This is a genomic window from Arthrobacter sp. 4R501, assembly GCF_002929755.1.
GTDB lineage: Bacteria > Actinomycetota > Actinomycetes > Actinomycetales > Micrococcaceae > Arthrobacter.
Map to the genome: position 1 here is coordinate 157,463 of NZ_PJIW01000007.1, position 23,870 is coordinate 181,332.

A 23,870-nucleotide genomic window follows, 5' to 3' on the forward strand; every position below is an offset into this window, starting at 1 on the left:
GATCGCCGCAAATTTCCGACTTCCGCAGCCACCCTGACGGCAAGCCGCCTAAACGCCCAAATGTCCCACCCTGCAACGCCGCAGGCGAGGACAGAAGCAGGCACCAGCACCATCCATCCCGCACTCGGATGACATCAACTCTCTTCATGGAGGATTAACATGGCCACTCCCCAAGCAATGGCCCCCGTTGACGCAAAGCCCCCGGTGGCGCGCAAGGACATGTACAAGGCATTCGCGGCCAGCCTGACCGGAACCGCGCTGGAGTTCTACGACTTCGCCGTGTACTCCGCCGCGGCTGCGATCGTTTTCCCGCTCATCTTCTTCCCGGCCGCGGACCCCGTCACGGGCACCCTGCTGGCCTTCTCCACCTACGCCGTGGGCTACATTTCCCGTCCCGTTGGCGGCATCATCTTCGGACGGCTCGGGGACGAGATCGGCCGCAAGAAGATCCTGGTCATTACGCTGATGCTGATCGGTGTGGCCACCTTCCTCATCGGCCTGCTGCCCACGTATGACAACATCGGCGTCATCGCCCCCGCCATCCTCGTGTTCCTGCGCTTCGCCCAGGGCGTTGGCGTCGGCGGCGAATGGGGCGGCGCGGTGCTGCTTTCCAGCGAATTCGGCGACCCGAACAAGCGCGGATTCTGGGCCTCTGCCGCACAGATCGGCCCGCCCGCCGGCAACCTCATGGCCAACGGCGCACTCGCCGTCCTCACCCTGACCCTGTCCGAAGAAGACTTCCTGAGCTTCGGCTGGCGCATCGCCTTCCTGATCTCCGCGCTGCTGGTGGCCTTCGGGCTCTGGATCCGGCTCAAGCTCGAAGACACCCCCATCTTCAAGGCCATGGAGGCCCGGGGCGACAAGCCCAAGGCCCCCATCCGCGAGGTGCTGGCCACCCAGCGCCGGCCCCTCATCGCCGCCATGCTCAGCCGCATCGGCCCGGACGTTCTGTACGCCATGTGCACCGTCTTCACGCTCACCTACGGCATCCAGGAGCTCGGCTTCGACCGCGGCCAGGTGCTCGTCGCCGTCCTGATCGGGTCAGCCCTCCAGATCTTCACCATGCCGCTCGCCGGCGCCATCTCCGACCGCATCAACCGCCGCCTGGTCTACGGAATCGCCGCAGTTGGCGCCGCCGTCTGGGCCTACCTGTTCTTCATCGTCCTCGAGGGACGGTCCCCGGTCATGCTGATCGTGGGCATCGTGCTGGGCCTGCTCTGCCACTCGTTTATGTACGGACCCCAGGCAGCGTTCGTCGTCGAGCAGTTCTCGCCGCGGCTCCGCTCCACCGGCAGCTCACTGGCCTACACGTTCGCCGGAATCATCGGCGGCGCGATCGCCCCGTTTATGTTCACCCTCCTGCTGAGCACCTATGACAGCTGGGTCCCGGTTGCCATCTACCTCAGCGTCGCCTGCCTGCTGACCCTGGTGGGTCTGGCCCTGGGCCGCGACTCCAACGTTGCCGAGGATGAGGAATACCTGCAGGCCGGGCAGGCACGGGCTGAACTTGTGGAGTCCAAGTGAGCCAGCCACACGCCCTCCTGTCCCCCGCCGACGCACGCCTCAAGTTCCGCAACGGCCTGGTCGCCCCCACCTCCGGCTGGAGCGACGGCTACACCCAGGCGAACCTGATAGCGGTGACGGCCGACTACGCCGCTGAATTCATCGAATTCTGCCGGCTGAACCCCAAAGCCTGCCCCGTCATCGACGTCATTCCGGCGGGACAGTATGAAAGCGCTCTGGCGCCCGGCTCCGATATCCGCACCGATATCCCCGCCTACCGGGTGTGGGTGGAGGGCGAACTGGCTGAGGAGCTCACCGACGTCGCGTCTGTTTGGCGTGACGACATGGTGGGCGTCCTCATCGGCTGCAGCTTCACCTTCGAGGCCGCGCTGGCCAGCGAAGGGATCCCGCTGCGGCACACCGAAACCGGCCGCAACGTGCCCATGTACCGCACAAACGTCCAGTGCATTCCTGCCGGACGGATCCACGGCCCCATGGTGGTCTCCATGCGTCCGATGCTGCCCGAGCTGGTTGAAACCGCCATCAGGGTTACGTCGGAAGTGCCGAAGGTCCACGGCGGCCCGGTCCATGTCGGGTCACCGGAGGATCTGGGCATTGCCGACATCAACCGCCCCGACTTCGGGGATGCGGTGGAGATCCGGCCAGGGGAGGTGCCGGTTTTCTGGGCCTGCGGCGTGACACCGCAGAGCGCAGTGATGGCATCCAGGCCATCCTTCGCCATCAGCCACGCTCCCGGGCACATGTTCATCACTGATGTTCCCGAAAGCACCTACCGGGAACCGGCGGGAGAGCCATCGTGAAGCGGAGACTTCCCGTGGCCGAGAAACGGGCCCGCCGCGTCATCAACCTGTCGGTGCCACGCCAGCAGGCCACCGGAACACACTGCGAGCTGACCGGCGTCTGGCGGAGCCCCACGGGAGCGAGCATTCAGCTCTACGAGGGCCAGCTCATTCCGAGCGATTCCGGCCGGCCCTGCGTGTGGACGTACACAGGCCTCCCGGCAAACAAGACGGATTCGCGCGAGGCCCGCGTGGCCACTGCCGAACACCACAGGCAGTAATTGCCGCAAACTCAAGCGGACGACGGCGGGTGCCTCCCGCCGTCGTCCGCCTGAGTTTAATCGGGGTGCTACGGCAGGCGCAGCACCCCGGCGGCCGACCTGTAACTCCGGCTGGCCAGTTCGGGATGCTCGGCGATCAGCCGCAGCGCGATGGCCGCCACGGGGGCTGCGTAACCGGGTCTCGCCCGGCAGCCGGGTCAGGGTGTAGGTCTAGGCCGTTCCAGCCGCCGTATACGCGCGAACCCAATCCACTCGCATCTCGCCAGCGCCATTAGCAGTGCTGTCTGGGAACCAGTCCAGTTGTAGCGTCTGGTGCATCGAACCGGGAGGCTGGTGCGCGGAGTTGTTGTCCTCAAACCACTTCACCCCATCGACGTAGCCGACGATCCCATTCGGAGACCAGTCAACCGCGTAGTTGTGGAACTGAGTAACGTCCAAAGCCCTGGACGCCGACGTCTGCGAGTTCGAACATCCATAGTGGTGGAAGAACGTGATGAGGTTCCAGTCACCAGTCGTCTCCGCGTAGTCAACTTCGCCGTCACAGGGCCAATTCTCACTATCCGGCCACAGGATGGACACCATATGGTACTCATTATCACCGGACCCGGCCGCGCGGACTTCCCACCGCCCGTACTTCTGGTTTGCGAACTTCGCGCCCATTCCAGCGGTCGTGCCGTCCGGAGTTCCAGTCATGACCATTTTGGAACCGTCCACGGTAACCTGCTGTGGACTCCGCATACCCTTGCCCGCGTGCCCGGCGCTGTTGTAAACAATCCACTTCGTGGCATCCGGCGCACCTGTGTAATTGAACTCGTCGCCAGTTACACGCGTGCCCCAACCATGGACTATGGCCGCCTCGGTAGGTGTTACCGTGTCAGGCGCGGTCGTCACCACCAGCCTTGGACGCAGGGCGGAAGAAGACTCCTTCGACTTGAATCCGATCCACTTCTGCGCGTTGCTTTCCAGCTTGAAGTTCTGCTCGCCACCCTTTGCGCTAACGCCCTTAGTAACATCCCATTCAACCCACGAGCCGGTAGCGAACCCGCCAGCCTTCCCCAGCCACGTCCCGCGTACTGGTGCGTTATTCCAGGTAACTCCCGTCTCGGTCCAGCCGCCAGACGTAGTGAAAACATCCACGAACTCAGTGGAAGTTGTGGATGCCTCCGAATATGCCCGTAGTTTAGCCGAAACAACATGTTCGCCAGCGGGAACTGGAACATTGAACCGTAGGAGTGTGTTCCGCCAGATGTTCGCACGGCCCTCTGTGGACAAACGGACGCTAGCCCCAAAGTTGGTAGTCGCCTCGTCCGCCTGTACGTATGTGTCTATGGTCGGCGAGATCGTCGTTGCGGCGCTTGCCGTTGTCGGAGTAATGATTGCGAACCCAACCAGAATGGATGATGCAACCGCTACGCATTTACGCCAGAACATCAGCCCGCCCCCTATCAAGCCTAGAAATCTTGTTGGACCCGTTGTCCCATGCGATTGTTACATCGCCGCCATTAGGAACAATCGGGAAGTTCGTGCCGGTCCATCCATGTCTCCGGGCTGCGGCCCAGCCGGTAGATGTGCCACCCGCTGCCGGACTTCCACATGTTGGCCCACCAGAACCCGTCGTTCCACCACAGCTTGCTCTGCGACTTGTCCGACCTCGGCGGATTGGCAACGCCTGAATGACTGATGCTCTGATAGCCGTAATTGCCGGCGGCCCAAGCACGGCCGGAATTACCGAGCAGACTCGTAGCGATGCTTGTGGCGGGGGCGAGGGCTTTACTAAGTCAGCGGACGTAGCTTTCATATTCATCGCTGTTTCTATTGGGGATTTAAAGTATCCGATTGGGTTAAGCAAGCGTCGACCCAGAAACAACGACGGCTAAATGTAAATGCCAGATATGCGAAAGCGTAGACCAGAAGCGAAAGAAGGCGCAACGGATCCCCTATACGTATGTCCAAGGAATGTGCGAAGACCCCTATACCTAATTAGTGAACGGCGCCACCCAGAGATTCGCCCCCGACATCGCCACCAACAGCAAGCCGTCCTCGATGCCATCCACCACCCAAAACTCACGCACTAACACCTTTCTGCTCAGCGTCGACGGCACAAATATTAATGGCGCCATCCTCGCGTCCGACGGCGGCTGGTCGGCGCTGTAGGGGAGTGGCACCCAACGCGAGCGGACGACGGCGGGAGGTCCCGCCGTCGTCCGCTAAGTAATCTGCAACGCCCCCGATCTGCCGCGCACGTGCCTTGGGGATAGGGTCCACGCGGAAGACCTGGCCGTTACTCGGGTGTTACGTAAGCGCCTGAAATGCCGCCGTCAACCAGGAAGGTTGAGGCGGTGATGAAGGATGAATCGTCGCTGGCGAGGAAGGCGACTGCTGCTGCCAGTTCTTCCGGTTCCGCGAACCTGCCCAAGGGAACGTGAACGAGGCGGCGGGCTGCCTTCTCGGGATCCTTGGCGAAGAGTTCCTTCAGCAGGGGCGTGTTGACGGGTCCCGGGCAGAGTGCGTTGATCCGGATTCCCTGCCGGGCGAATTCGACGCCGAGTTCCCGGCTCATGGCCAGCACCCCGCCCTTGGATGCGCTGTAGGAGATCTGCGAGGTGGCAGCACCCATGACCGCAACGAACGACGCCGTGTTGATAATGGAGCCCTTGCCCTGTGCCTGCATGTACGGGAGGGCGTATTTGCAGCAGTAGAAAACGGAGGTCAGGTTTACTTCCTGGACCCTGCGCCACGCATCGATCCCCGTATCGATGATCGAGGCATCGTCTGCCGGCGAGATTCCGGCGTTGTTGAAGCTGATGTCCACGCTTCCGTACGTTTCATTGGTGACGGCGTAGAGGTTCTTTACTTCCTCTTCGCTGGTGACATCCACCTTCACATAGAGGCCGCCCACCTCGTCGGCAGCCCGCTGCCCAGCGGTGGGGTCCAGATCTGCGATGACCACATGAGCCCCTTCTGCGGCGAAGCGGCGAGCTGTGGCGAGCCCGATCCCGCTGGCGCCGCCGGTGATGACAGCGCTGCGTCCCTTGAGGCGGTTGGAAATTACTTCAATCATTTTTTCTTCCTTTGTGGTGAGGACGTTATGGGTTGGTGGAGATGAAGACGTTTTTTGTTTCGGTGAACGCGTTCAGGGCGTCCGGGCCGAGTTCCCGTCCGAGTCCTGACTGCTTGAATCCGCCAAAGGGTGTGGAGTAGCGCACCGAGGAGTGGGAGTTGACTGAGAGGTTTCCCGACTCGAGTCCTCGCGCCATCCTCAGCGCCTGACCGATGTCCCGTGTCCAGATGGATCCGGACAGACCGTAGATCGAGTCATTCGCCAGTCGGAGTGCGTCGGCTTCGTCCTTGAAGGGAACGACTGCCACGACGGGGCCGAAGATCTCCTCATGCATTACCCTGTCCTCGCGGGAGGGCGTAAGAACGGTGGGGGGGAACCAAAACCCCTTGCCGTCCGGCGCGGATCCCTGGAAAGCCACAGATGAGCCGTCCGGGAGGAAGCCGGAGACTGTGCGGTGTTGGGCTGCGGAAATCAGCGGCCCCATGAACGAAGCCTCGTCGCTGGGGTCGCCGACTCGAAGGGCTTTCACTACGGGTTCCAGGAGCTCGAGGAACTTTTCATAGACGCTGTCCTGGACCAGGATTCTGGAGCGGGAGCAGCAGTCCTGCCCGGCGTTGTCAAAGGCGCCTCCGGGTGCTGCTGCAGCAGCGGCTTCGAGGTCCGAATCCGCGAAGATGATGTTGGCGCTCTTGCCGCCCAGCTCCAGGGTCACGGGCTTGACCTGCTCAGCGCAGCCGGCCATGATCCGCTTACCGACGCCGGTCGAACCGGTGAAGACAACCTTCCGCACAGCAGGATGGGTCACGAATCGTTCGCCGACGACTGAGCCCTTGCCCGGGATGATCTGCAGGACACCTTCGGGCAGGCCTGCCTCCCCTGCCAGCTGTCCGAGCCGGATGGCAGTCATCGGAGTCAGTTCCGCCGGTTTCAGAACGACAGTGTTGCCAGCGGCAAGGGCGGGGGCGAAGCCCCACGCGGCAATGGGCATGGGGAAGTTCCACGGGACGATTACCCCAACGACCCCAAGGGGTTCGTTGAAGGTGATGTTGACCCCTCCAGCTACTGGAATCTGCTGGCCCAGGTGCCGCTCGGGGGCTGCGGAGTAGTACGTCAGGACATCGCGGACATTCCCTGCTTCCCATCGGGCGTTACCGATGGTGTGCCCGGCGTTGCGTACCTCCAGCTGGGCGAGATTTTCCAGGTCGGCGTCTACTGCCGCAGCAAACCTGCGCAGCAGGAGAGCCCGGTCTGCCGGGGCAACATGGCGCCAGGTCTCGAATGCCTGGACGGCTTTTTCGATTGCCCGGTCAGTGTCCTCAAGTGTTGCAAGGGTTATGGTCTCGATTACCTCTTCCGTTGCCGGATTCAGTACGTCAAACGTGCTGGTGGACATTGCCGGGGCTCTCCGTTCGATTTTTGCGGTAGTTGGTTGCAGCCTCAATGAACCCATTGAAAAGCCGCAGATCGTTGGGATTCTGTTCCGGGTGGAATTGGACCCCTAGTGCCCATCCGCCCGTTGCCGTTTCGAGGGCTTCCACCGTGCCGTCGGCCGCCGCCGCCGTGACGGAAAGGCCGTCAGCGATGCGGTCCATGGCCTGGTGGTGGTAACAAGGTGCGCTGGCCGATGCTCCCAGCAGAAGCCGGCTGATGCTGCCCGGCGCCGTCGTGAACTCCACGTTGCCGTATACCCCCGGAGCCGGTTGGTAGTCCGCCTCCGGGTTCACATCGGGGATGTGCTGGATCAGCGACCCGCCCATGGCGACATTGAGGATCTGGGCTCCCCGGCAGATGGCGAAAAGGGGGACTTCGGCGTCCAAGGCTGCCTTGGTCAGGGCGATATCGTGCACGTCCCTGGCCGGTTGGGCGCGGGTGAGCCGGTGGGGCTGCGCCCCGTACTGTTCCGGGCCCACGTCGCTGCCTCCGGAGATGATCAGTCCGTCGAGGACCTCCACGATCGATGGGTCAGTGCCGACGGGCGGCAACAGGACAGGAGTGCCGCCGGCAGCGACGACCGCCTGGACGTAGGTTCCCGGCAGAACTGCCGCATCCGCTGTCCAAACGCCCCAGGAAGCCTGCTGAAAGTAGGTTGTCAGCCCGATCCGTGGGCGGTAGCTATCAGAGCCGTTCAAAGACACGCTTGCGCTCCCAGTCCGTTACTGCGCTGTCAAAAGCTTTCAGCTCGACATCTGCTGCGAAGACGTAGTGGTCCACAACTTCATCGCCGAAGGATTTGCGTGCAATCTCGCTGTTGGTCAGCAGGGCACGGGAGTCCCGCAGGTTGGTGGGTATGCGATCTGCGTCGGACTGGTAGGCGTTACCGGTCATGATCGGTTCGAGGGGGAGCTCATTCTCGATACCGTGGATGGCGGCGGCGATAAGCGCGGCGGCTGCGAGATAAGGGTTGACGTCCCCGCCTCCAACGCGGTTTTCCACCCGAAGGCTGGGACCGCGGCCGACGATGCGCAGTGCACAACTGCGGTTGTCCAGCCCCCAGGCGATGGCTGTGGGAGCGAAGCTGCCTTCTACGAAGCGTTTGTAGGAATTGATGTTCGGGGCGACGAAGTAGGCCAGCTCCTTCAGTCCGGCGAGTTGGCCTGCGATGAAGTGCCCCATGACAGGGCTGAAGCCATGCTCGCCATCCCCGGCCAGGACCGGATTGCCGTCCAGGTCGGTCAAGCTGAAGTGGATATGGCAGGAACTGCCTTCACGTTCGTTGTACTTCGCCATGAACGTAATGCTCTTGCCCTGTTGGGCGGCGATTTCCTTGGCCCCGTTTTTGTAGAAGACGTGGTTGTCGCACGCAGCAAGCGCTTCTGCGTATCGGAACGTGATTTCCTGCTGGCCCAGGTTGCACTCGCCCTTGGAAGATTCAACGACCAGGCCGGCCTTTTCCATGCCCGTTCGAATGCTTCGGATGACCGGTTCCAGTCTTGCCGTGGCCAGGAGGGAGTAGTCCACGTTGTAGCGGGTTGAGGGGGTGAGTCCCTCGTATTTCTTGTCCCATGCTTCTTCGTAGGTGTCGTCAAACATGATGAATTCGAGCTCGGTGCCGATATGGGCGCGGTATCCCAAGTCCTCCAGGCGTTCGATCTGCGCGCGCAGGATCTGGCGTGGGGACTGGGAGACGGGGCGCCCGTCCAGCCAGAAGATGTCGCACTGGATCATGGCAGTGCCTTCCAGCCACGGCACCCGGCGCAGGGTGGAGACGTCGGGCCGCATCACCATGTCTCCATAGCCGTTCGCCCACGAGGACATGGAGTACCCGTCAATGGTGTTCATCTCCACATCCACGCTGAGCAGGTAGTTGCAGCCTTCGGCCCCGTGCCCCAGCACGTCTTCGAGGAAAGACCTTGCCCCGCAGCGTTTACCTTGCAGGCGTCCCATGGAATCGGTGATGGCGACGACAACGGTGTCGATGTCACCGGAAGCGACCAGGTCCCTCAGCTCATCGACGCCGAGTTGGCCTTGCGCGGACGTACCGGTTGTTTGATTCGTCATTTGATTTCCGTAACTTTGATCGTATTTATGAGGGAGATGTCTGGACCGTGACGGGACGCGTCAGCTTTTGAGTTCGGCCTCGGCTGCAGCCAACTGCGCGAATTCCTCTTCGGGAGCGCCTGCAACGATGCGGTGCCGGCTGTAGAACCAGTAGTAGAGGAGCGCCGCGCCGAAGATTGCAGCTGTTATGGAGGCGGCGAATACGTCGACCACAAATGTTGCGACGACCGCGACCGCAGCAAGGACCAGCGCGATTGAAGTGGTGGCGACGCCGCCGGGTGTCCGGTAACCGCGGGGCAGGTCCGGTTCCTTCCTCCTCAGCACAATGTGCGAGAGGTTCAGGAGGACATAGGAGACTGTTGCACCAAAGACGGCGATGTTGATCAGGAGTGCGCCGTCACCGGTTATTGCTGCCAGCAAGAAGCCGATTGAGCCAGGGACGATCAGTGCCCAATAAGGGGTCCTCCGTTTGCCTGTCAGGGACAGCCATTTGGGAAGATACCCTGCCCGGGACAGCGCGAAGAGCTGGCGGGAATAGGCATAGATGATGGAGAAGAAGCTGGCTACAAGCCCGGCGAGGCCGGCATAGTTGACGAAGTCTGCCAGGAAAGTATTGCCACCGTACGCCAGGCGCAGGGCCTCCGGGAGGGGGTTATCGGATTCGCTCATTGCGGCTGACCCTGCGGCGCCCGGAACGAGGACAAGCATCAGGGCCCCGAAGACGACCAGGATCACAACAGCGACCATGATGCCCCGCGGCATGTCCTTCTTCGGATTGGCCGTCTCCTCAGCGGCCAGGGGAACCCCTTCGACTGCAAGGAAGAACCAGATGCCATACACGAGTGCACCGACGGCGCCGCTGATTCCCATCGGGAGAAAAGCGCTCGAGGTGGGCGAACCGTCAGGGACTATGTCAAAGAGGTTCTGGGCGTTGAAATGTGGGATCAGGCCCACGACGACGGCGGCCAGGGCGACGACGGCGACTGCGGTGATGCCGAAGATCATCTTGAGAGCCTCTCCCACTCCGCGGAGATGGATGCCCACAAAAACAGCGTAGGTCACCAGATACACCGGCCAGGAGTTGGTCAGGCCAAAGAGTCCCAGCGCTTCAACATAGCCGCCAATGAAGATGGCAATCGCAGCCGGCGCAACGGCGTATTCAATGAGCACGGCCATTCCGGTGGCGAATCCGCCCAAGGGGCCCAGTGCGCGACGGGCGAAGCCATATCCGGCGCCTGTGGCAGGAAGCGCCGAGGATAGCTCGGCGAGTCCGAAAGCCATGCAGGTGTACATGACGCCCATGAGAACAAATGCGATGAGGAGACCGCCCCAGCCGCCTTGGGCGAGGCCGAGGTTCCACCCTGCGAAGTCGCCGGAGATGACATAGGCAACTCCGAGTCCGGCAAGCAGGATCCATCCCGCGGCCCCGCGTTTCAGTTGCCGGTGCTGGAGATATCGCTTGTCGTCGGTAAGCTGGGCTGAATCAGAGGATGCCACTGTAGTTCCCATCGTCCAAGGGTATTGGTATGAAATAAGACCATAAGCTCGTTACAGTGTGTGCCAGATCACGAGCGCGGTCAAGGGTTTCCTTGATCTCGACGAACTTTTCCTCGGTTCAACCGTGCTTCCGGCCGGTGCGGCGGCTTTTCCCGCTTCAATGAGGCCCCCTGCCATAGGCCTGTTATTGGACCGATTAGGATTAGCGTATGGAAGAGGAACTGCTCCGAAGCCCCGCCCCGATTCTCCGCCCGGTCCGGCACGGCAACGCCTTCGAGGAGACCATCGAACGCTTGCTCCAGAACATCAAACTCGGTCTGTTCGGTGTAGGGTCCAAGCTGCCAGCTGAGCGGGAACTTGCCGAGATGCTGGGCGTATCGCGCGCCACCCTGCGGGATGCCCTGGCCGAGCTGCAGAAGGCCGGATACGTTGACGTTCAGCGCGGCCGCTATGGAGGAACGTACGTGTGCAGCCGGCCCCCTGCGGGTTCGGGGTCGTACCCGGAACTCGATCCGGCCGAGGTAGACGACGTCCTAACCTTTCGCGGCGTACTCGAGCCGGCGGCCGCATCCTTGGCGGCCAGGGCGACGTTATCACCTGCCCAGCGCGGTCACCTGTTAAGGACTTTGGCCGAGGTGGCCAGCGCACCTGCGAATCTGTACCGGCCGAAGGACGCAAGATTCCATGTGGCGATCGCAGAAGTGGCAGGATCGCCAAGCCTTGCACTCGCGGTGGCGGATGTCCGCTCAAAGGTAAGTGACCTGCTGGACCGGATACCCCTTATCCAACCCAACCTGGAACATTCCAACCGGCAGCACCAGGAAATCGTGGACGCCATACTCCGGGGCGACGATGAGGCAGCCTTCAAGGCGGCGCAAGATCATCTGCAGGGAACAGCGTCGCTGCTACATGGATTCCTCGGACATTCCCAGCCTGAGAATTTCCCGCAATCGACTGCACCACGGCGCTGAGTTGACACGGCTTCCCCGCTGACGGCTACACCGCAGCGCCGGGGGAGTTGCTCACCGCCGCTGAGCACACAGCGCGTCGAAGAAATCTCCCGGCGAACTGGGGCCTCCATGGTGATCGCCGCCGGGGATTCGCTGCTGGACGGGCCGATGCTGGCCGAAGCCGACGGCTTCGAATCCATAGGAGAAAACGCCAACGGCCTGGCCGGTGCACTGTTTGCAGGAGCAGGCAGCGGTTCCTCGCCAAGTGTCACCCTGGACTTCTACGACAGAACCGGGCTGGGGACATTCACGCGGGCATCGTAAGGCAGCGGACGACAGCGGACGACGGCGGGACGTCCCGCCGTCGTCCGCTCAAATTTTCATTGTGGTGGGCGCCCAACAGGGCCACCATGTTCGTATGGACACTGAAACACCGAAGGCGGCGGAGCTGAACCTTCCCCAAGCCTTCCTCCTTCTGGCAACGAACGACATGAACGGCAAGCCTGAAGTGCCGGTGTTCGCACTCAGGACCACCTTGGCAGGGGCAATATTGGCCGAGCTAGACCTCATCGGTGCGATCGAGCTGCAGGGGAAGCGCGTCAGGGCTACCGGCGACGCCCCGCAAACAGACTTCCAGCGCGAGCTGGAAGTCATCCGTGGCAAATCCCGGCCCCACAGTCCTAAAGGGTGGGTGGGCATGCTGGAGGGCCGCGCCGTGGTGCAGCGTGTCTACGAGGGCATGGCGTCACTGGGCATCGTGGAACATGTCGGTGAAAAGCATCTGGGCCGGTTCCGGGCGGTGCGGTACCCGGAGAAGGACCACGCTCCGGAGGCGGCGCTCCTGGAAAAGATCCAGGCCGCCCTCAGTGGCCCGCCGTCCGAACTTGAGCCGCCGGATACCACGGCGACCGATGCCGGCTCTGATGCGGGGACGACCGGTGCGGGGAACGGCGATGCCGCGTCTGATGCGGCGGCGTCCGAGGCCACGAACGCTGGCGCCGGGGCGCCTGATGCCAAGCCTGATTCGAAGGCGCCCGATGCCAGGACCATAGTGCTGATCGCCCTGCTTCAGGCGGCCGGAATGCTCGGCAAGCTCTTCCCGGCGGCAGATCTGACCCGGGCAACTGAGCTGTCGAAGGACTATTGGCCGTCCCGCGCGGTGGAGGACGAACTTCGTATGATCAGGCTGGCCGAGCAAGAAGCCGCAAACTTGTAAGTCGACTCCTTCACACTGACCACAGGTCCTTGAGCAGTTGCTGCACGTGTTCCGGCTGCTCGACGTTGGCGAAGTGGCCGCAGCGCGGGATCGTCACAGTCCGGACGTTCGGAATTGTGGCGGCCAGCCGGTCCAGGTCGGAAGGAGACGTGAACACATCAGTGTCCCCGCGGGTCGCCAGCACGGGGCAGCGGATGCCGCGCCACTGGTCAAAGTCGTAGTGCGCCACTGCCCGGGCGGCCGCGGAGAAGCTGGCCGGACGGGCGTCATGACCGAGCCCGCCGATCACCCCTGCGGATATTCCTGCAGGATCGGCGAACAGCGGTGACGTCAACGGTCCCATCACGGGTGTGGCGCCGACTGCACGGACCAGGGCCAGCCCTGCTGGACCCAGGGACGCCAGTGAGCGCATGAGCAGCCTCATGCCGACAAACGCCGGTAACCTAGACAGGCTGCGAAGCGGCTCGCGGGCAGCCTCAGACACGCCGAATGTCGTGGGAGAAATGGCGGCCACGCTGGCGGTCCGCTCCGGCCACGCGGCCGCAATATGCAACGCCAGGAAGCCTCCCATGGAGTGGCCCACGAGGTTCCATCGTGGGTAGCTGAGCGAGTTCAGCACCTCGGTGACGGCGCGTGCCATGGCCTCGATGCCGAAGTGTTCCAGCCTGGCTCCCTTGGTGGATTCGCCCCACCCCGGCAGATCAATCAGGACACGATCGTGGGGCGATGCTTCGGACAGCAGCGGCCGGAAAGTGGTCCAGGAGCCCGCGGCGCCGTGAAGATACACCTCCGGTGTGCCGGACGCCGGGGACCCGACTCCCCTGCCCTGCTGGACACGCACCGTGCACGGGCCCAGCCCGGTTGGAACTACGTGCCGCCGCAGCGTGGCGTCCCGCGTCGCGGGTTCCTGCCGAACGCTCATGCCCGCCTTCCTCTGTTGATCGCTACTGCCGGTGATCTCTACCAAGGATTCGGAGCCGCGGCGTTACCGGACCGGATGTGCAGAACACAGCTGCCTGGTTAGGCACCAAACGGAAACGGACGACGGCGGGAGGTCCCGCCGTCGTCCGCGTAACTGGGCGGCAGGAAGGCTAGAGGTCCAGCACCAGAACGGGGCACGTGGCGCGGGAGACGCAGACCATCATGCAGCTGTTCTCGGCTTTTTCTTCGTGGGTGAGGACGGAGTCGCGGTGGTCGATAGTTCCCTCGATGACCGTGGTTTCGCAGGTGCCGCAGGTCCCTTCGCCGCAGGAGGAAAGGATGCGTGTGCCGGCTTCTTCGAGAACACGCAGGACGGATTTATCCGCCGGGACGGTCAGCCGTACGCCGCTCCTTGCCAGTTCGATTTCGAACGCCACATCGTGCGCGGTGTCCACCTTCTTTGCGGTGAACCGTTCCAGGTGCAGGGACCCGGAGGGCCATTTCTCGGCACAGATTGCCTCGACGGCGGCCAGGAGCGGTTCCGGACCGCAGGTGTAGACGGCTGTGTGGCTGTCCGGGGAGCCCAGAGCGGTGGGCAGATCGATGATGCCCTTCTGGTCCTGGGGCCACAGGGTGGTTCGGGTGCCGTGGGCGGTTAGCTCATCCCTGAAGGCCATGGAGGAAAGTGTCCGGCCGCCATAGACGAGGGTCCAGGGCTTCCCCTGCTCCTGTACTTCACGGATCATCGCGGCAATGGGGGTGATTCCGATACCGCCGGCGACGAACAGGTAGCTGGGGGCCTCGACCAGCCGGAAGTGGTTCCGCGGACCGCGGACAGTCACCGAATCGCCGGCTGCCAGCGATTCGTGAACGAACCGCGAGCCGCCGCGGCTGTTGGGCGCATTGAGGACACCAACGACGTAGCTGCTCCGATCTGCCGGATCACCGCAGAGGGAGTACTGCCGCGTCAGGCCGTTGGAAAGGACCAGGTCGATGTGGGCGCCGGGTCGCCACGGCGGAAGCTCTTCGCCGTCCTGGTGCCGGAGCGTGAGAAGTACGACGTCGTCGGCTGCGTGTGTCTTCGCTGCGACGCGGGCAACGAAATGGGCCTCTTCGAGGGTGAGGTCCGAAATCGGCCCGGAGATGGTCTCTGTTGTGCTCATGGTCCTGCTCTCAATCTGAAAGTCGTCGCGTGCGATGCGGTGAGGGGGAAGTGTGTTCTAGTACTGCGTGAGTGACAGGCGGCTGAGCCGCCCGCCGATGAACCACTCGGTGACGTAGAGCCAGTGGCCGTCGGTGGCGATTCCGTGGGGGCTGTTGAAGAAGCCCGGGTCCACAACCGGTCCGTCCAGGCCCCCGGGAGTGCGGCGGTTGGGCCAGGCATCGTCCTCGTTCGACCGGGGCCGGGTCTGTTCCAGGACGCGGGTGAATGCATGGCCGTCGAACCTCGCGACTCCGCCGAAGAGTTCGGTGACGTAGATCCGGTCCCCGACGAGAACGAGCGAGGACGGGCTGTCCAGGACTCCTTCGCCCAGGATCCGCGGCTGCATTCCGTTCGGGTCCATGACTACGATTCTGCGATTGGTGCGGTCCGCCACGTAGATTTCGAGGCGCCCGTGGTCGGTCCGCAGCATTATCCCGTGCGGGCAGGCGAAGGCGGTGCCCGTTTCTGCGCCGTCCTGCGTTCCGAGGTAGCGGCCCGAGGCGTCGAAACGGTGCACCAGGCTGGCGCCGTACCCGTCGGCAACCCAGATGTCACCGCTGCCGGTGTATCGGGAGTCGTCGACGGCGATCGACGTAGGGCGCCACGACTCAAGTGCATAGTCCAGCAGTGGCGGGCATTCCAGTTCCAGGAGGACGCTTCCGTCCCGGTTCAGGATCACCGCGCGCCCGGGCGAGAAGTGATCGGCGTAGGCCGATGCGTCGGCGGGGTCCTCGACGAAACGGTGCCCGGGGTCGGCCACCGCGATGACTTCCTCGCCGTCACGTTCGCAGGTGACGATGCTGTGCATCTCGGTCAGGGAAGTTGATATGGTTTCGGCGCCACCTGAAGGGTCGATAACCAAGAGGTCGTGGCCTTCCGGGTGGGCGCAGAGGACTCTGCCGTCGCTGAGGACGCCGACACCGGAATGCATCCAGCCGCGTGACTCTGGCAGGAGGCCGGACAGGTCCTCCCAGCCGGTGACCTCAGTCAAGGAACTTCACCGGAAGCTTTGCGAAGCCGCGGACCATTTGCTTGGCCCAGCGCTCCGGCAACCCGACGACGCGGATCTCAGGGCCTTCGAGGAGAGTCTCCACGAGGACGCGTCCGGCAAGCCGGGCCAGGGGTGCGCCCAGGCAGGCGTGGATGCCGTCCCCGAAGGTCATGATGCGGTTCTCCGGCGTTAACTCGCGGCTGATATCAAAGAAGTCCGGGCTCTGGAAGACCCTTTCGTCCCGGTTGGCGGAGCCCAGCAGGAACATCACCCGGGAGTCCGCCGGTATGGTCACGCCGGCGATGGTGATCTCGGCGGTGGTCTGCCGGCAGAGGTTCTGGCCAGGGGTGTCGAAGCGGAGTGTCTCCTCCACAAAGGCGGGAATGGCGGCCGGGTCCTCCGCGAGGCAGCGCTGGAACGCCGGGAACTTGTCGAGGGTTGCCACGAGGTTGGTGAGGAGGGCGGCGGGGGCGTCGATGGCTGCCGACAGGATCAGGTGGGCGAGGCCCACCTGTTCATCCGGCTCCACCTTCCCGGCGTGCATGCCGAGGATGATCTGGGTTATGGCATCCGACCCTGTGGCGGTGCCGCCGGCCTCGACCTCTTCGCTCCGCTTCCCAAACACGTCCGCGAGGTGCTCTTCGGCTTCCTGATTGGAGACGGCCGCGTCGTCCGGCACTCCGAACTCGCCCACCGTCCGCTCCATGGAGCGCAGCAGATGTTCCTGCAGCATTCCGCTGTCCTCGGCGGCCATGCCGATCATTTTCGTCGCCGCACCGATCGCCAACGGAAGCGCCACCTCAGTGGCAAAATCACCGCCCCCGTTCTCACGGAGTTCCGTGATCAGGTGGCGGGCCAGTTCCCTGATGCCGTCTTCCTTGGCCAGTATCTCGCGACCAACAAAGACGCGACGGACGGCCGATCGCAGAGAGGTGTGCCGGGGAGCGTCGACCATGATCAGGTTGCCCGCCCCATAGGACGCATGGGTCCCGTCCATGTCATTGCCCAGGGCGCTGGAAAGCTGCTCGTGGTTTCGCAGGCCTGCCTGGACATCCGTGTAACGCGAGACGACGTACAGGTCGCGGCGCTCGTTGTAGTAGACCGGAGCCTTGTCCCGCAGGATTTTGTACAGCTCGTAGGGATGGTCATACGCGGCGTAGGAGAGCGGATCGTAGAAGACTCCGGGATCTGTCTCCAGGCCGGGATTCGGGCCAATCCTGGGCGCCGTAGCAGGGTCCTGCGTATGTGCTTCTTCGCCGGCGAGTGTGGTGCCGTTGAACGGGCATTGCTGGATGTCGGTGGTGTTCGGATCAGTGGCTAGCGACATTGGTAGGCCCTGCTTTCGTGGGTTTGCGTGGATGAGGGAACGAGACCTCAGCCGTGTGAGGAAGGGGGATCTGAGCGGGATTTCCCCAAGACTAGCACGTGCTAGTTTTTCGTCAAGGGATGTCCTGACAAACCCGGCGGAGGGCCATCAACCCCCCGCGTATAGGATGTCCAGGTGATCTCTAAACGGCCGACCATGATGGACGTCGCCACTCGCGTCGGCGTTTCACGGCAGCTTGTGGGGCTCGCCTTCCGCAATGAGGCCGGCGTCAGTTCCTCGACGAAGGAACGCATCTTTGAGGCGGCTTCCGAGCTTGGATACAGCCCGGACATCGCGGCGCGGTCACTTCGCCGGCGGAGCAGTAACTACATCGGCGTGCTCTTCAATCCCGCCCACTCATCCGCGGACGACATTGTCGAAGCCCTCTATGCGGCGGCCCACGAGCGTGGCTACAACCTGATTCTCGGTGCCTTGACGGCGACGCGGGACGAGCGGGATGCCATCACGGAACTGCTCGGGTTCCGCACTGAGTCCGTCATTCTGATTTCGCCGGAAACGCCTGTGAACGAGCTGCGGAAACTGGCAAAGAGACTGCCGGTGGTCAGCATCGGCAGACCGCTGCCGCAGGGTGTCTGCAGTGCTGTCCGGTCAGACGGGCAATGGGGGATCGCGGCGGCCGTGGACCATTTGGTGGAACTAGGGCACCGGGATATTGCCTACGTGCTGACGCGGTCACTTCCCGAATTCGCTGCCCGCCACCAGGGATATGTGACAGCAATGGACAGGCATGGACTGCCCTCGCGGGTCCGGGAGATTGGCGGGGACTTCACCGAGGAATCCGGTGCCAGTGCCGCCGAGTCGCTTCTCGCGGAGCCGGTCATGCCCACCGCGGTGGTCTGCTCCAATGACCATGCTGCCATGGGCCTCATCAATAGGCTTCTGCGTGCCGGCTTGCGGGTGCCCGAGGATGTCTCGGTCACGGGCTACGACGACAGCCGCATCGCCAGGCTGTCGTTTGTTGACCTGACCAGCGTCCGCCAGGATCCCGAGGAAATGAGCACGGCGGCCGTAGAGGCCGCCGTTCAGATGATGTCAGACCAGGAGTCGGCGCCCCAGGAACGCATGATCGTTCCCACCCTGGTCATCAGGGGAAGTACGGGCCTGCCCCGGTCAGAGGCGCAGCTGCACCCCAGGTGAGCCGGCGCTGACGCCGCCGTTCAGGCGCGGCGTCTCACGCGGGAGGTGTATGCCCGCATCCGCAATCCACACTTTGTGCCTTGCGTCACAAAACTGGCACGAGACAGATTTTATTAAAAAAGTCTTGCACGTGCCAGTTATTGTGCGTAAGAATGTCCTGACAATAAGTCGAAGATCGGCACTCTCAAAGAGCATCAGTTCTGGATGGAGGCAGGCTTCGGCACCTATGAGAGGGACACGACGAAGTGAAACCTATTTCTACGTTCAAGCGGGGACTCGGCGTAATTGCCATGGCGGGCGTGGCTACGCTGGCGCTGGCAGGCTGCACCGCAACGTCCACTGCATCATCAACCACCGGCCTGGCCGACAAGTTCGGCAGCCGCGCCGAAAACCGCAGCGTTTACTTCCTGACGTACTACAACCCGGCCGGCGACGCATTCTGGGCCCAGATCCTCAAGGGAGCGGAGGACGCCTCCACCCTCGGCGGCCTGCAGCTGACGCACCAGACCGCCGACGCCGATCCGGACAAGATGGTGGACCTCGTGGCAACAGCCACGGCGTCCAAGCCCGCCGTCATCGTGATGCCGTTCAACGAAGGCGAGAAGTGGGTCAAGGTGGCGTGTGACGCCTCCAAGGCAGGCATCAAGGTCGTCGCCTACAACGTGCCGGCACCCGAGAGTGCCGCCGACTGCGTCAGCGGTTTCGTCGGCCAGGACTTCTTCGAGGTCGGCACGCTCGTTGGCGAGCGCCTCGCCGCGGAGGCCAAGCTGGGCGCCGGCGACAAGGTCCTCTTCCCGGCGGAAGAGCCCGAGCAGAACTACGCCATCCAGCGGGGCGGGGGCGTGCAGAAAGCGCTCGACAAGGTGGGTGCGAAGGGCGAGTACCTCCGGACCTCCGCTTCCGATGAGGAAGCTCTGAACTCCCTCACCTCATGGCTCATCGCCAACAAGGACGTCAAGGCAGTGGCGCCTCTGGGAGGCACCCCGCACCGCAACATCCTGGCCGCCATGGAGGCAGCCGGCGTGAAGGTTCCCATCGTCGGCTTTGACACCTCCCCCCAGGTTATCGACGGCATCAAGGCCGGGGACATCATTGCAACGGCTGACCAGCAGGGCTTCGTCCAGGGATTCCAGTCGCTGATGCAGAGCGCCCTTGCCATCGATTTCGGCCTGGCACCGGCAAACATCAACTCCGGCGGCGTCTCCCTCATCGACAAGACAAACGTGGAAAACCTCGAAGCGCCGGACCTCCAGGGCGTCCGCTGGTAACTGCGCCATAAGGGGATGGAGCGGCGGCCACGCCCCCGCTCCATCCCCTCTCCGGGCCTCAGCGCCCACCTTTTCCATTCCGCGGCATCGACGCCGCTGCCATCGAAAGATCAGGTCATGTCACCACAAGAGACAGGCACCGGCCAACACGTCCTCACGGCGCCGTTGGAAACAGGGGCCATCACCAAAGTCCGCCGCCTTGCCGATAACCAACCCGTCACAACAGCCGAGAAATTCAAGGACTACATCCGCTACACACGTGGCCGCGGAGCCCTCGAAATCGGCGCGATCCTGGCGGTCGTCATCATCGGCTTTGTCATCGCCAGCATCGCCAGCCCCGCCTTCCCATTCCTTTCGGCCAACAACCTCTCGGGCGTTATCTCCCAGAGCATTCCGGTATTGGCCATTCTTGCCATCGGAGTCGGAATACTGATGATCGCCGGAGAATTCGACCTCTCCCTGGGCGCGAGTATCGGGTTCTCTTCCATCACGTTCATTCACGTCTCCAACTCGTTCGGCTGGGGCTGGGGGGTCCTGGCCGCAATCGCCGCAGCCACCGGTATTGCCCTGATCAACGGACTGATCGTGGTCATCACCGGCATCCCGTCCTTCATCGCCACTCTGGGCATGGCGTTCTTCTGGACCGGCGCCAGCATCTTCATCAACGGCACCGCGCCGGCGCTGCTGCGCAAGGGAAAAGACGAAGCACTCGTCACCCTCTTCGCCGGCGATTTCGGTTTCTTCCGCTCGCAGCTGGTCTGGATGATCGTGGTGGGAGTCGTGGCGTGGTTCTTCCTGCACCGCCACAAGCTCGGCAACCACATCTTCGCCGTCGGCGGCAACGCGTCGGCCGCCAGGGCGATCTCCATCAACCCGCTCAAGGTCAAGCTCCTCTCCTACGCTCTGTTCGGGGCGATGGTGGGCCTGGCCAGCATCCTGATCTCGGTCCGGACCTCCTCCATGCAGCCCGGTTCCACGGAGGACTACACCCTGATGGCGATAGCCGCTGCCGTGGTGGGCGGAACCTCCCTCCTCGGAGGACGGGGCACCATCATCGGCATGATCGTCGGCGCCGCCCTGATCCGCATCATCGAAAACGGCCTGATCCTGGGCAAGGCGCCTGGCTTCTACATCCAGCTCTTCGTCGGCCTGATCATCGTGGTCGCCGCCATCTTCAACAAGCTCATGGAAGGCAAAGCATCATGACCATCAACGAGGACTACCTGCTCCGGATTGAGGGCATCACCAAGAAGTACGGCGTCAACACCGTCCTGGACGACGTGTCCTTCGACATCGGAAAAGGCGAGGTTGTGGGCCTCCTTGGCGACAACGGTGCCGGTAAATCGACCCTGGTCAAGATCATGTCAGGCGTGGTCGCGGCCACCGCAGGCGACTTCTCCTGGGACGGCACCAAGCACCCGCACGTGAACAGGGCCCTGACCGAGAGCCTGGGCATCGAAACGATCTTCCAGGACTCGGCACTGGTCCCGCAGATGTCGATTAGCCGCAACATCTTTATGGGCCGTGAGATCACGAACCGCCTTGGTCTGATGAAGATCAAGGAGATGGATGCCATCACCTCCGAAATCCTGGACTCCGTGGTGACCATTGAAGGCATCAAGAGCTCCAAGCAGCTTGTCTCGTCGCTGTCCGGAGGTCAGGCGCAAGCGGTAGCCATCGCCCGGGCCGTCCACTTCAAGCGCAGCCTGCTGATCCTTGACGAGCCCACCTCCGCGCTCGCGGTGCGCGCCACGGAGGCATTGCTGGACTACCTGCGGGCGCTGAAGGCCGACGGAATCAGCTCCGTGCTGGTCACCCACAACCTCCACCACGCCTTCGAAGTCTGCGATCGGCACATCGTCATGAACCACGGGCGCAAAATCCTCGACGTTCGCCGCGAGGACACGAGCGTCGAAGAACTGACAGCCGCCGTCGTCGAAGGTGAACTCGGCATCCGCCGATACCGTGAGAACGCCACCGCGGCCTGACCCGACAAGCCGGTGATCACGGGACCCGGCACCCTCCTCGGAAGAAGTTCCCCGGCGACGGCCCTGCCCCTGGGGCGGCAGGGCCGTCGAATCGAGCAGACGTCACGGTTTCTCCCCGCCAACGGACGTCGGGCGGCTTCCTGCCCCTACCCGTTCGCAACGTCATTCCGGAGGACCATAATGCTGCAGGATCACATCGCCTTGCCCGAGGACCTTTTCGTGGATGTCGACCGCGCAGGTCCCGTTCCCCTCTACTTCCAGGTCTCGTCCTGCATTGAACAAGCAATTCTCACCGGCCACCTGCCCGCCGGTGCACGCCTGGAGAACGAGATGGTTCTGGGGCGACGGCTGGGCCTCTCCCGGCCAACGATCCGCCACGCGATCCAAGAGCTCGTCGACAAAGGACTCCTGGTGAAAAGCCGGGGAATCGGCACCCAGGTTGTCCACGGCCAGCTCACCCGGGATGTGGCACTGTCCAGCCTCTTTGAAGACCTGTCCAGGATTGGCAAGCGCCCGAGTTCAAACGTCCTGACGCACGAGCTCGTAGCAGCCCCTCCGCATGTTGCCGAAGCCCTCGGCACGGGACCTGGCGCCAAGGTCCTGCACCTGCGCAGGATACGTCTCGCCGACGGCGTCCCGTTCGCCATCCTCGAGAACTACCTGCCGGAAAGGTTCGCCGCCTTGTCGCACGGACAGTTGGAGCAAGGCAGCCTGTACCGGCTGATGCGAGCCCGCGGCGCAACCATGCGGGTGGCCAAGCAGAACATCGGCGCCCGGACAGCCGAGCCAGACGAGGAGCGGCTCCTCGAAATGCCTCCCGGAGCTCCCGTCCTTACCGTCAACCGCCGGGTCTATGACAGCCTCGGGAAGGCTATTGACATCGGCCGCCATTCCTACCGCCCGGACCTGTACTCATTCGACATCACGCTGGTCGACAAGTAGCTGGGTTCGGAAGAACCACCATGCTGTCGGCGACGAGCCTGCCCTCGTGGAAGACGGTGCGGTCGGTGCCGCGGTCCATGACGGTGCTCGTGATGGTCTCGCCGTCAACCAGGACGATGTCGGCCCGATCTCCGGGAGCCAGGCCCGGCCGGTGGTCGGGACTCGTGAGGCGCTGGACGGTGCGGTCCATGATGGACGCGCCTCCAATGGTGGCGATCGCCGCACAGTGCTCGATCAGCCGGTCCTTGCGCAGCCGGTGTGTGAACGCCAACTGCCACGTGCGGTCGAGCATGTCGCAGTTGCCGTACGGGCTCCAATAGTCCCTCTGCCCGTCCTCGCCCAAACCGACCCGGATCCCCGCCTCCGTCATTCGGGCGAGGTCGAATTGCGTGCCGCCGCTTGCCGGGGCGACCGTCGCCCAGGCAACGTCGAGCTCGGCCATCTGCTCCACGAGCCGGGCGGTCACGTCAGGATGGACATTAGCCAGATCGTACGCGTGGGACAGCGAGACGCGTCCCTCCATGCCCAGCGCGCGGGTGCGTTCGAAGACAAGTTCCGCGCTGAAGACCCCCAGGTGGCCAGGCTCGTGCAGATGAATGTCGACGTCGACGCCGTACTTCTCCGCCAGACCGAAGACGATGTCCAGGTGGCGAACCGGGTCTCGGTCCAGCTGGCAGGGATCAATGCCGCCGATGGTTGTGGCGCCCGCGCGGAGGGCCTCCTCGAGGAGCGGGACATTGCCGTCCTCAAGCAGGAGGCCTGCCTGGGGGAAAGCCATGACTTCTACATCGGCGGCGTAGGCGAAGTGCTCCTTCGCGGCCATGACTGCCTCGAAGCGCTCAAGCTTGCAGTCCACGTCGATCTGGGCGTAGGAACGAACGCGGGTGGTGCCCCGCGCAATCATTCGTTCCAGCGTTCCCGCCACTACATCCCCGAAGGGGATGGGGGTGTCGCGCCAGTTTTCCCGGTCGTTGCACATCATGTTCCACACACCGGGCGAGGCTGTGTGCTCCCGGAACGGCAGCCCGATCCGGGTCGAGTCGAGATGGACGTGCACGTCGGTGAACGCGGGCACGGCGATCCGGCCCCGTCCGTCGACTGCCCCGTCGGCGGCGTCTGCGACTACGACGGCGGTCCCCGCGGGGTGAACGGCGGCAATCCGCCCCTCGCGAACCTTGAGGTCTACGGCGTCCCCGCCCCAGGGGCGGACGTTGGTAATCAGCAAT

At 63.4% G+C, this 23,870-nt stretch carries 23 protein-coding genes; 12 read left to right on the plus strand and 11 right to left on the minus strand.

Going from position 1 to position 23,870, the window contains the following annotated elements; translation table 11 throughout:
* Positions 1-177: 177 nt before the first annotated feature.
* Genes CXR02_RS08910 through CXR02_RS08920 form a run of 3 tightly spaced genes read left to right on the plus strand, consistent with a single transcriptional unit; the run spans position 178 to position 2,584 of the window.
* Complete coding sequence (locus CXR02_RS08910; RefSeq protein WP_219816407.1) at positions 178-1,524, plus strand: MFS transporter; 1,347 nt, start codon at positions 178-180, stop codon at positions 1,522-1,524.
* A complete protein-coding gene (locus tag CXR02_RS08915; RefSeq protein ID WP_219816402.1) occupies positions 1,521-2,324 on the plus strand; it encodes a putative hydro-lyase in 804 nt (267 codons plus the stop codon). The genes CXR02_RS08910 and CXR02_RS08915 overlap by 4 nt, the downstream gene beginning before the upstream one ends.
* Positions 2,321-2,584 carry a hypothetical protein gene (locus CXR02_RS08920; RefSeq protein WP_219816403.1) on the plus strand — a complete coding sequence of 88 codons (264 nt, stop codon included), beginning with the start codon at positions 2,321-2,323 and terminating at the stop codon, positions 2,582-2,584. The genes CXR02_RS08915 and CXR02_RS08920 overlap by 4 nt, the downstream gene beginning before the upstream one ends.
* A gap of 210 nt (positions 2,585-2,794) precedes the next feature.
* Here the strand turns inward: CXR02_RS08920 and CXR02_RS08925 are convergent, their stop codons facing one another.
* Positions 2,795-4,015, minus strand: coding sequence for a DNRLRE domain-containing protein (locus CXR02_RS08925; protein ID WP_104061651.1), 1,221 nt, complete (start codon positions 4,013-4,015; stop codon positions 2,795-2,797).
* Between the two features lie 552 nt (positions 4,016-4,567).
* On the opposite strand from CXR02_RS08925, the gene CXR02_RS22355 reads away from it, so the two are divergent.
* The gene (locus tag CXR02_RS22355) at positions 4,568-4,738 is read left to right on the plus strand and encodes a hypothetical protein (RefSeq protein ID WP_181037180.1); all 171 of its coding nucleotides are present in this window, start codon (positions 4,568-4,570) and stop codon (positions 4,736-4,738) included.
* Between the two features lie 127 nt (positions 4,739-4,865).
* Here CXR02_RS22355 and CXR02_RS08930 read toward each other — a convergent pair whose 3' ends face one another.
* From CXR02_RS08930 to eat, 5 genes are read right to left on the minus strand one after another with little or no spacing between them, the layout of a single operon-like run.
* Positions 4,866-5,633 (minus strand): 3-oxoacyl-ACP reductase, encoded by a 768-nt coding sequence (locus CXR02_RS08930; protein ID WP_308470674.1) that lies wholly within the window; start codon positions 5,631-5,633, stop codon positions 4,866-4,868.
* Between the two features lie 37 nt (positions 5,634-5,670).
* Positions 5,671-7,038, minus strand: coding sequence for an aldehyde dehydrogenase (locus CXR02_RS08935; protein ID WP_104061653.1), 1,368 nt, complete (start codon positions 7,036-7,038; stop codon positions 5,671-5,673).
* Positions 7,019-7,780 (minus strand): gamma-glutamyl-gamma-aminobutyrate hydrolase family protein, encoded by a 762-nt coding sequence (locus CXR02_RS08940; protein WP_258060879.1) that lies wholly within the window; start codon positions 7,778-7,780, stop codon positions 7,019-7,021. Before CXR02_RS08940 ends, CXR02_RS08935 begins: the two co-directional genes overlap by 20 nt.
* The gene (locus tag CXR02_RS08945; protein ID WP_104061654.1) at positions 7,761-9,143 is read right to left on the minus strand and encodes a glutamine synthetase family protein; all 1,383 of its coding nucleotides are present in this window, start codon (positions 9,141-9,143) and stop codon (positions 7,761-7,763) included. The genes CXR02_RS08940 and CXR02_RS08945 overlap by 20 nt, the downstream gene beginning before the upstream one ends.
* Before the next feature lie 60 nt (positions 9,144-9,203).
* Entirely contained in the window at positions 9,204-10,652 is a 1,449-nt protein-coding gene (eat, locus tag CXR02_RS08950) for an ethanolamine permease (RefSeq protein ID WP_104061655.1), read from the minus strand.
* Between the two features lie 197 nt (positions 10,653-10,849).
* Between eat and CXR02_RS08955 the strand changes: the two genes are divergently transcribed.
* From CXR02_RS08955 to CXR02_RS08965, 3 genes are all read left to right on the plus strand, one after another.
* Positions 10,850-11,611 carry a FadR/GntR family transcriptional regulator gene (locus tag CXR02_RS08955; RefSeq protein WP_104061656.1) on the plus strand — a complete coding sequence of 254 codons (762 nt, stop codon included), beginning with the start codon at positions 10,850-10,852 and terminating at the stop codon, positions 11,609-11,611.
* A 108-nt stretch (positions 11,612-11,719) separates the two neighbouring features.
* Positions 11,720-11,914 carry a hypothetical protein gene (locus CXR02_RS08960; RefSeq protein WP_104061657.1) on the plus strand — a complete coding sequence of 65 codons (195 nt, stop codon included), beginning with the start codon at positions 11,720-11,722 and terminating at the stop codon, positions 11,912-11,914.
* Positions 11,915-12,008: 94 nt separating this feature from the next.
* Complete coding sequence (locus CXR02_RS08965) at positions 12,009-12,806, plus strand: GPP34 family phosphoprotein (RefSeq protein ID WP_104061658.1); 798 nt, start codon at positions 12,009-12,011, stop codon at positions 12,804-12,806.
* A gap of 10 nt (positions 12,807-12,816) precedes the next feature.
* Here the strand turns inward: CXR02_RS08965 and CXR02_RS08970 are convergent, their stop codons facing one another.
* The 4 genes from CXR02_RS08970 to CXR02_RS08985 form a co-directional block, all read right to left on the minus strand.
* Positions 12,817-13,728 carry an alpha/beta fold hydrolase gene (locus CXR02_RS08970; protein ID WP_104061659.1) on the minus strand — a complete coding sequence of 304 codons (912 nt, stop codon included), beginning with the start codon at positions 13,726-13,728 and terminating at the stop codon, positions 12,817-12,819.
* A gap of 169 nt (positions 13,729-13,897) precedes the next feature.
* A complete protein-coding gene (locus tag CXR02_RS08975; protein WP_104061660.1) occupies positions 13,898-14,890 on the minus strand; it encodes a PDR/VanB family oxidoreductase in 993 nt (330 codons plus the stop codon).
* A 57-nt stretch (positions 14,891-14,947) separates the two neighbouring features.
* Positions 14,948-15,922, minus strand: coding sequence for a hypothetical protein (locus CXR02_RS08980; protein WP_104061661.1), 975 nt, complete (start codon positions 15,920-15,922; stop codon positions 14,948-14,950).
* Positions 15,915-17,249 carry a cytochrome P450 gene (locus CXR02_RS08985; RefSeq protein ID WP_104061662.1) on the minus strand — a complete coding sequence of 445 codons (1,335 nt, stop codon included), beginning with the start codon at positions 17,247-17,249 and terminating at the stop codon, positions 15,915-15,917. The genes CXR02_RS08980 and CXR02_RS08985 overlap by 8 nt, the downstream gene beginning before the upstream one ends.
* A 174-nt stretch (positions 17,250-17,423) precedes the next feature.
* Between CXR02_RS08985 and CXR02_RS08990 the strand changes: the two genes are divergently transcribed.
* The 5 genes from CXR02_RS08990 to CXR02_RS09010 all read left to right on the plus strand — a co-directional run bounded on the left by CXR02_RS08990 (position 17,424) and on the right by CXR02_RS09010 (position 22,644).
* Positions 17,424-18,446, plus strand: coding sequence for a LacI family DNA-binding transcriptional regulator (locus CXR02_RS08990; protein ID WP_219816404.1), 1,023 nt, complete (start codon positions 17,424-17,426; stop codon positions 18,444-18,446).
* Positions 18,447-18,691: 245 nt separating this feature from the next.
* Positions 18,692-19,714 (plus strand): substrate-binding domain-containing protein, encoded by a 1,023-nt coding sequence (locus CXR02_RS08995; RefSeq protein WP_104061664.1) that lies wholly within the window; start codon positions 18,692-18,694, stop codon positions 19,712-19,714.
* A gap of 117 nt (positions 19,715-19,831) precedes the next feature.
* Positions 19,832-20,920 carry an ABC transporter permease gene (locus CXR02_RS09000; RefSeq protein ID WP_181037174.1) on the plus strand — a complete coding sequence of 363 codons (1,089 nt, stop codon included), beginning with the start codon at positions 19,832-19,834 and terminating at the stop codon, positions 20,918-20,920.
* Positions 20,917-21,702, plus strand: a complete 786-nt coding sequence (locus tag CXR02_RS09005) for an ATP-binding cassette domain-containing protein (protein ID WP_104061666.1) — start codon at positions 20,917-20,919, stop codon at positions 21,700-21,702. Before CXR02_RS09000 ends, CXR02_RS09005 begins: the two co-directional genes overlap by 4 nt.
* A 180-nt stretch (positions 21,703-21,882) precedes the next feature.
* Positions 21,883-22,644, plus strand: a complete 762-nt coding sequence (locus CXR02_RS09010) for a GntR family transcriptional regulator (protein ID WP_104061667.1) — start codon at positions 21,883-21,885, stop codon at positions 22,642-22,644.
* Here the strand turns inward: CXR02_RS09010 and CXR02_RS09015 are convergent.
* Positions 22,625-23,869 carry an amidohydrolase family protein gene (locus tag CXR02_RS09015; RefSeq protein ID WP_104061668.1) on the minus strand — a complete coding sequence of 415 codons (1,245 nt, stop codon included), beginning with the start codon at positions 23,867-23,869 and terminating at the stop codon, positions 22,625-22,627. The genes CXR02_RS09010 and CXR02_RS09015 overlap by 20 nt on opposite strands.
* Between the last annotated feature and the right edge of the window lies 1 nt (position 23,870).

Coding starts and splice junctions, on each gene's coding strand:
- CXR02_RS08955 (WP_104061656.1), top strand. CDS start 10,850: ATGGAAGAGGAACTGCTCCGAAGCCCCGCCCCGATTCTCCGCCCGGTC.
- CXR02_RS09005 (WP_104061666.1), top strand. CDS start 20,917: ATGACCATCAACGAGGACTACCTGCTCCGGATTGAGGGCATCACCAAG.
- CXR02_RS08935 (WP_104061653.1), bottom strand. CDS start 7,038: ATGTCCACCAGCACGTTTGACGTACTGAATCCGGCAACGGAAGAGGTA.
- CXR02_RS08960 (WP_104061657.1), top strand. CDS start 11,720: ATGGTGATCGCCGCCGGGGATTCGCTGCTGGACGGGCCGATGCTGGCC.
- CXR02_RS08985 (WP_104061662.1), bottom strand. CDS start 17,249: ATGTCGCTAGCCACTGATCCGAACACCACCGACATCCAGCAATGCCCG.
- CXR02_RS08945 (WP_104061654.1), bottom strand. CDS start 9,143: ATGACGAATCAAACAACCGGTACGTCCGCGCAAGGCCAACTCGGCGTC.
- CXR02_RS09010 (WP_104061667.1), top strand. CDS start 21,883: ATGCTGCAGGATCACATCGCCTTGCCCGAGGACCTTTTCGTGGATGTC.
- CXR02_RS09000 (WP_181037174.1), top strand. CDS start 19,832: ATGTCACCACAAGAGACAGGCACCGGCCAACACGTCCTCACGGCGCCG.
- CXR02_RS08975 (WP_104061660.1), bottom strand. CDS start 14,890: ATGAGCACAACAGAGACCATCTCCGGGCCGATTTCGGACCTCACCCTC.
- eat (WP_104061655.1), bottom strand. CDS start 10,652: ATGGGAACTACAGTGGCATCCTCTGATTCAGCCCAGCTTACCGACGAC.
- CXR02_RS08965 (WP_104061658.1), top strand. CDS start 12,009: ATGGACACTGAAACACCGAAGGCGGCGGAGCTGAACCTTCCCCAAGCC.
- CXR02_RS08970 (WP_104061659.1), bottom strand. CDS start 13,728: ATGAGCGTTCGGCAGGAACCCGCGACGCGGGACGCCACGCTGCGGCGG.
- CXR02_RS08910 (WP_219816407.1), top strand. CDS start 178: ATGGCCCCCGTTGACGCAAAGCCCCCGGTGGCGCGCAAGGACATGTAC.
- CXR02_RS08925 (WP_104061651.1), bottom strand. CDS start 4,015: ATGTTCTGGCGTAAATGCGTAGCGGTTGCATCATCCATTCTGGTTGGG.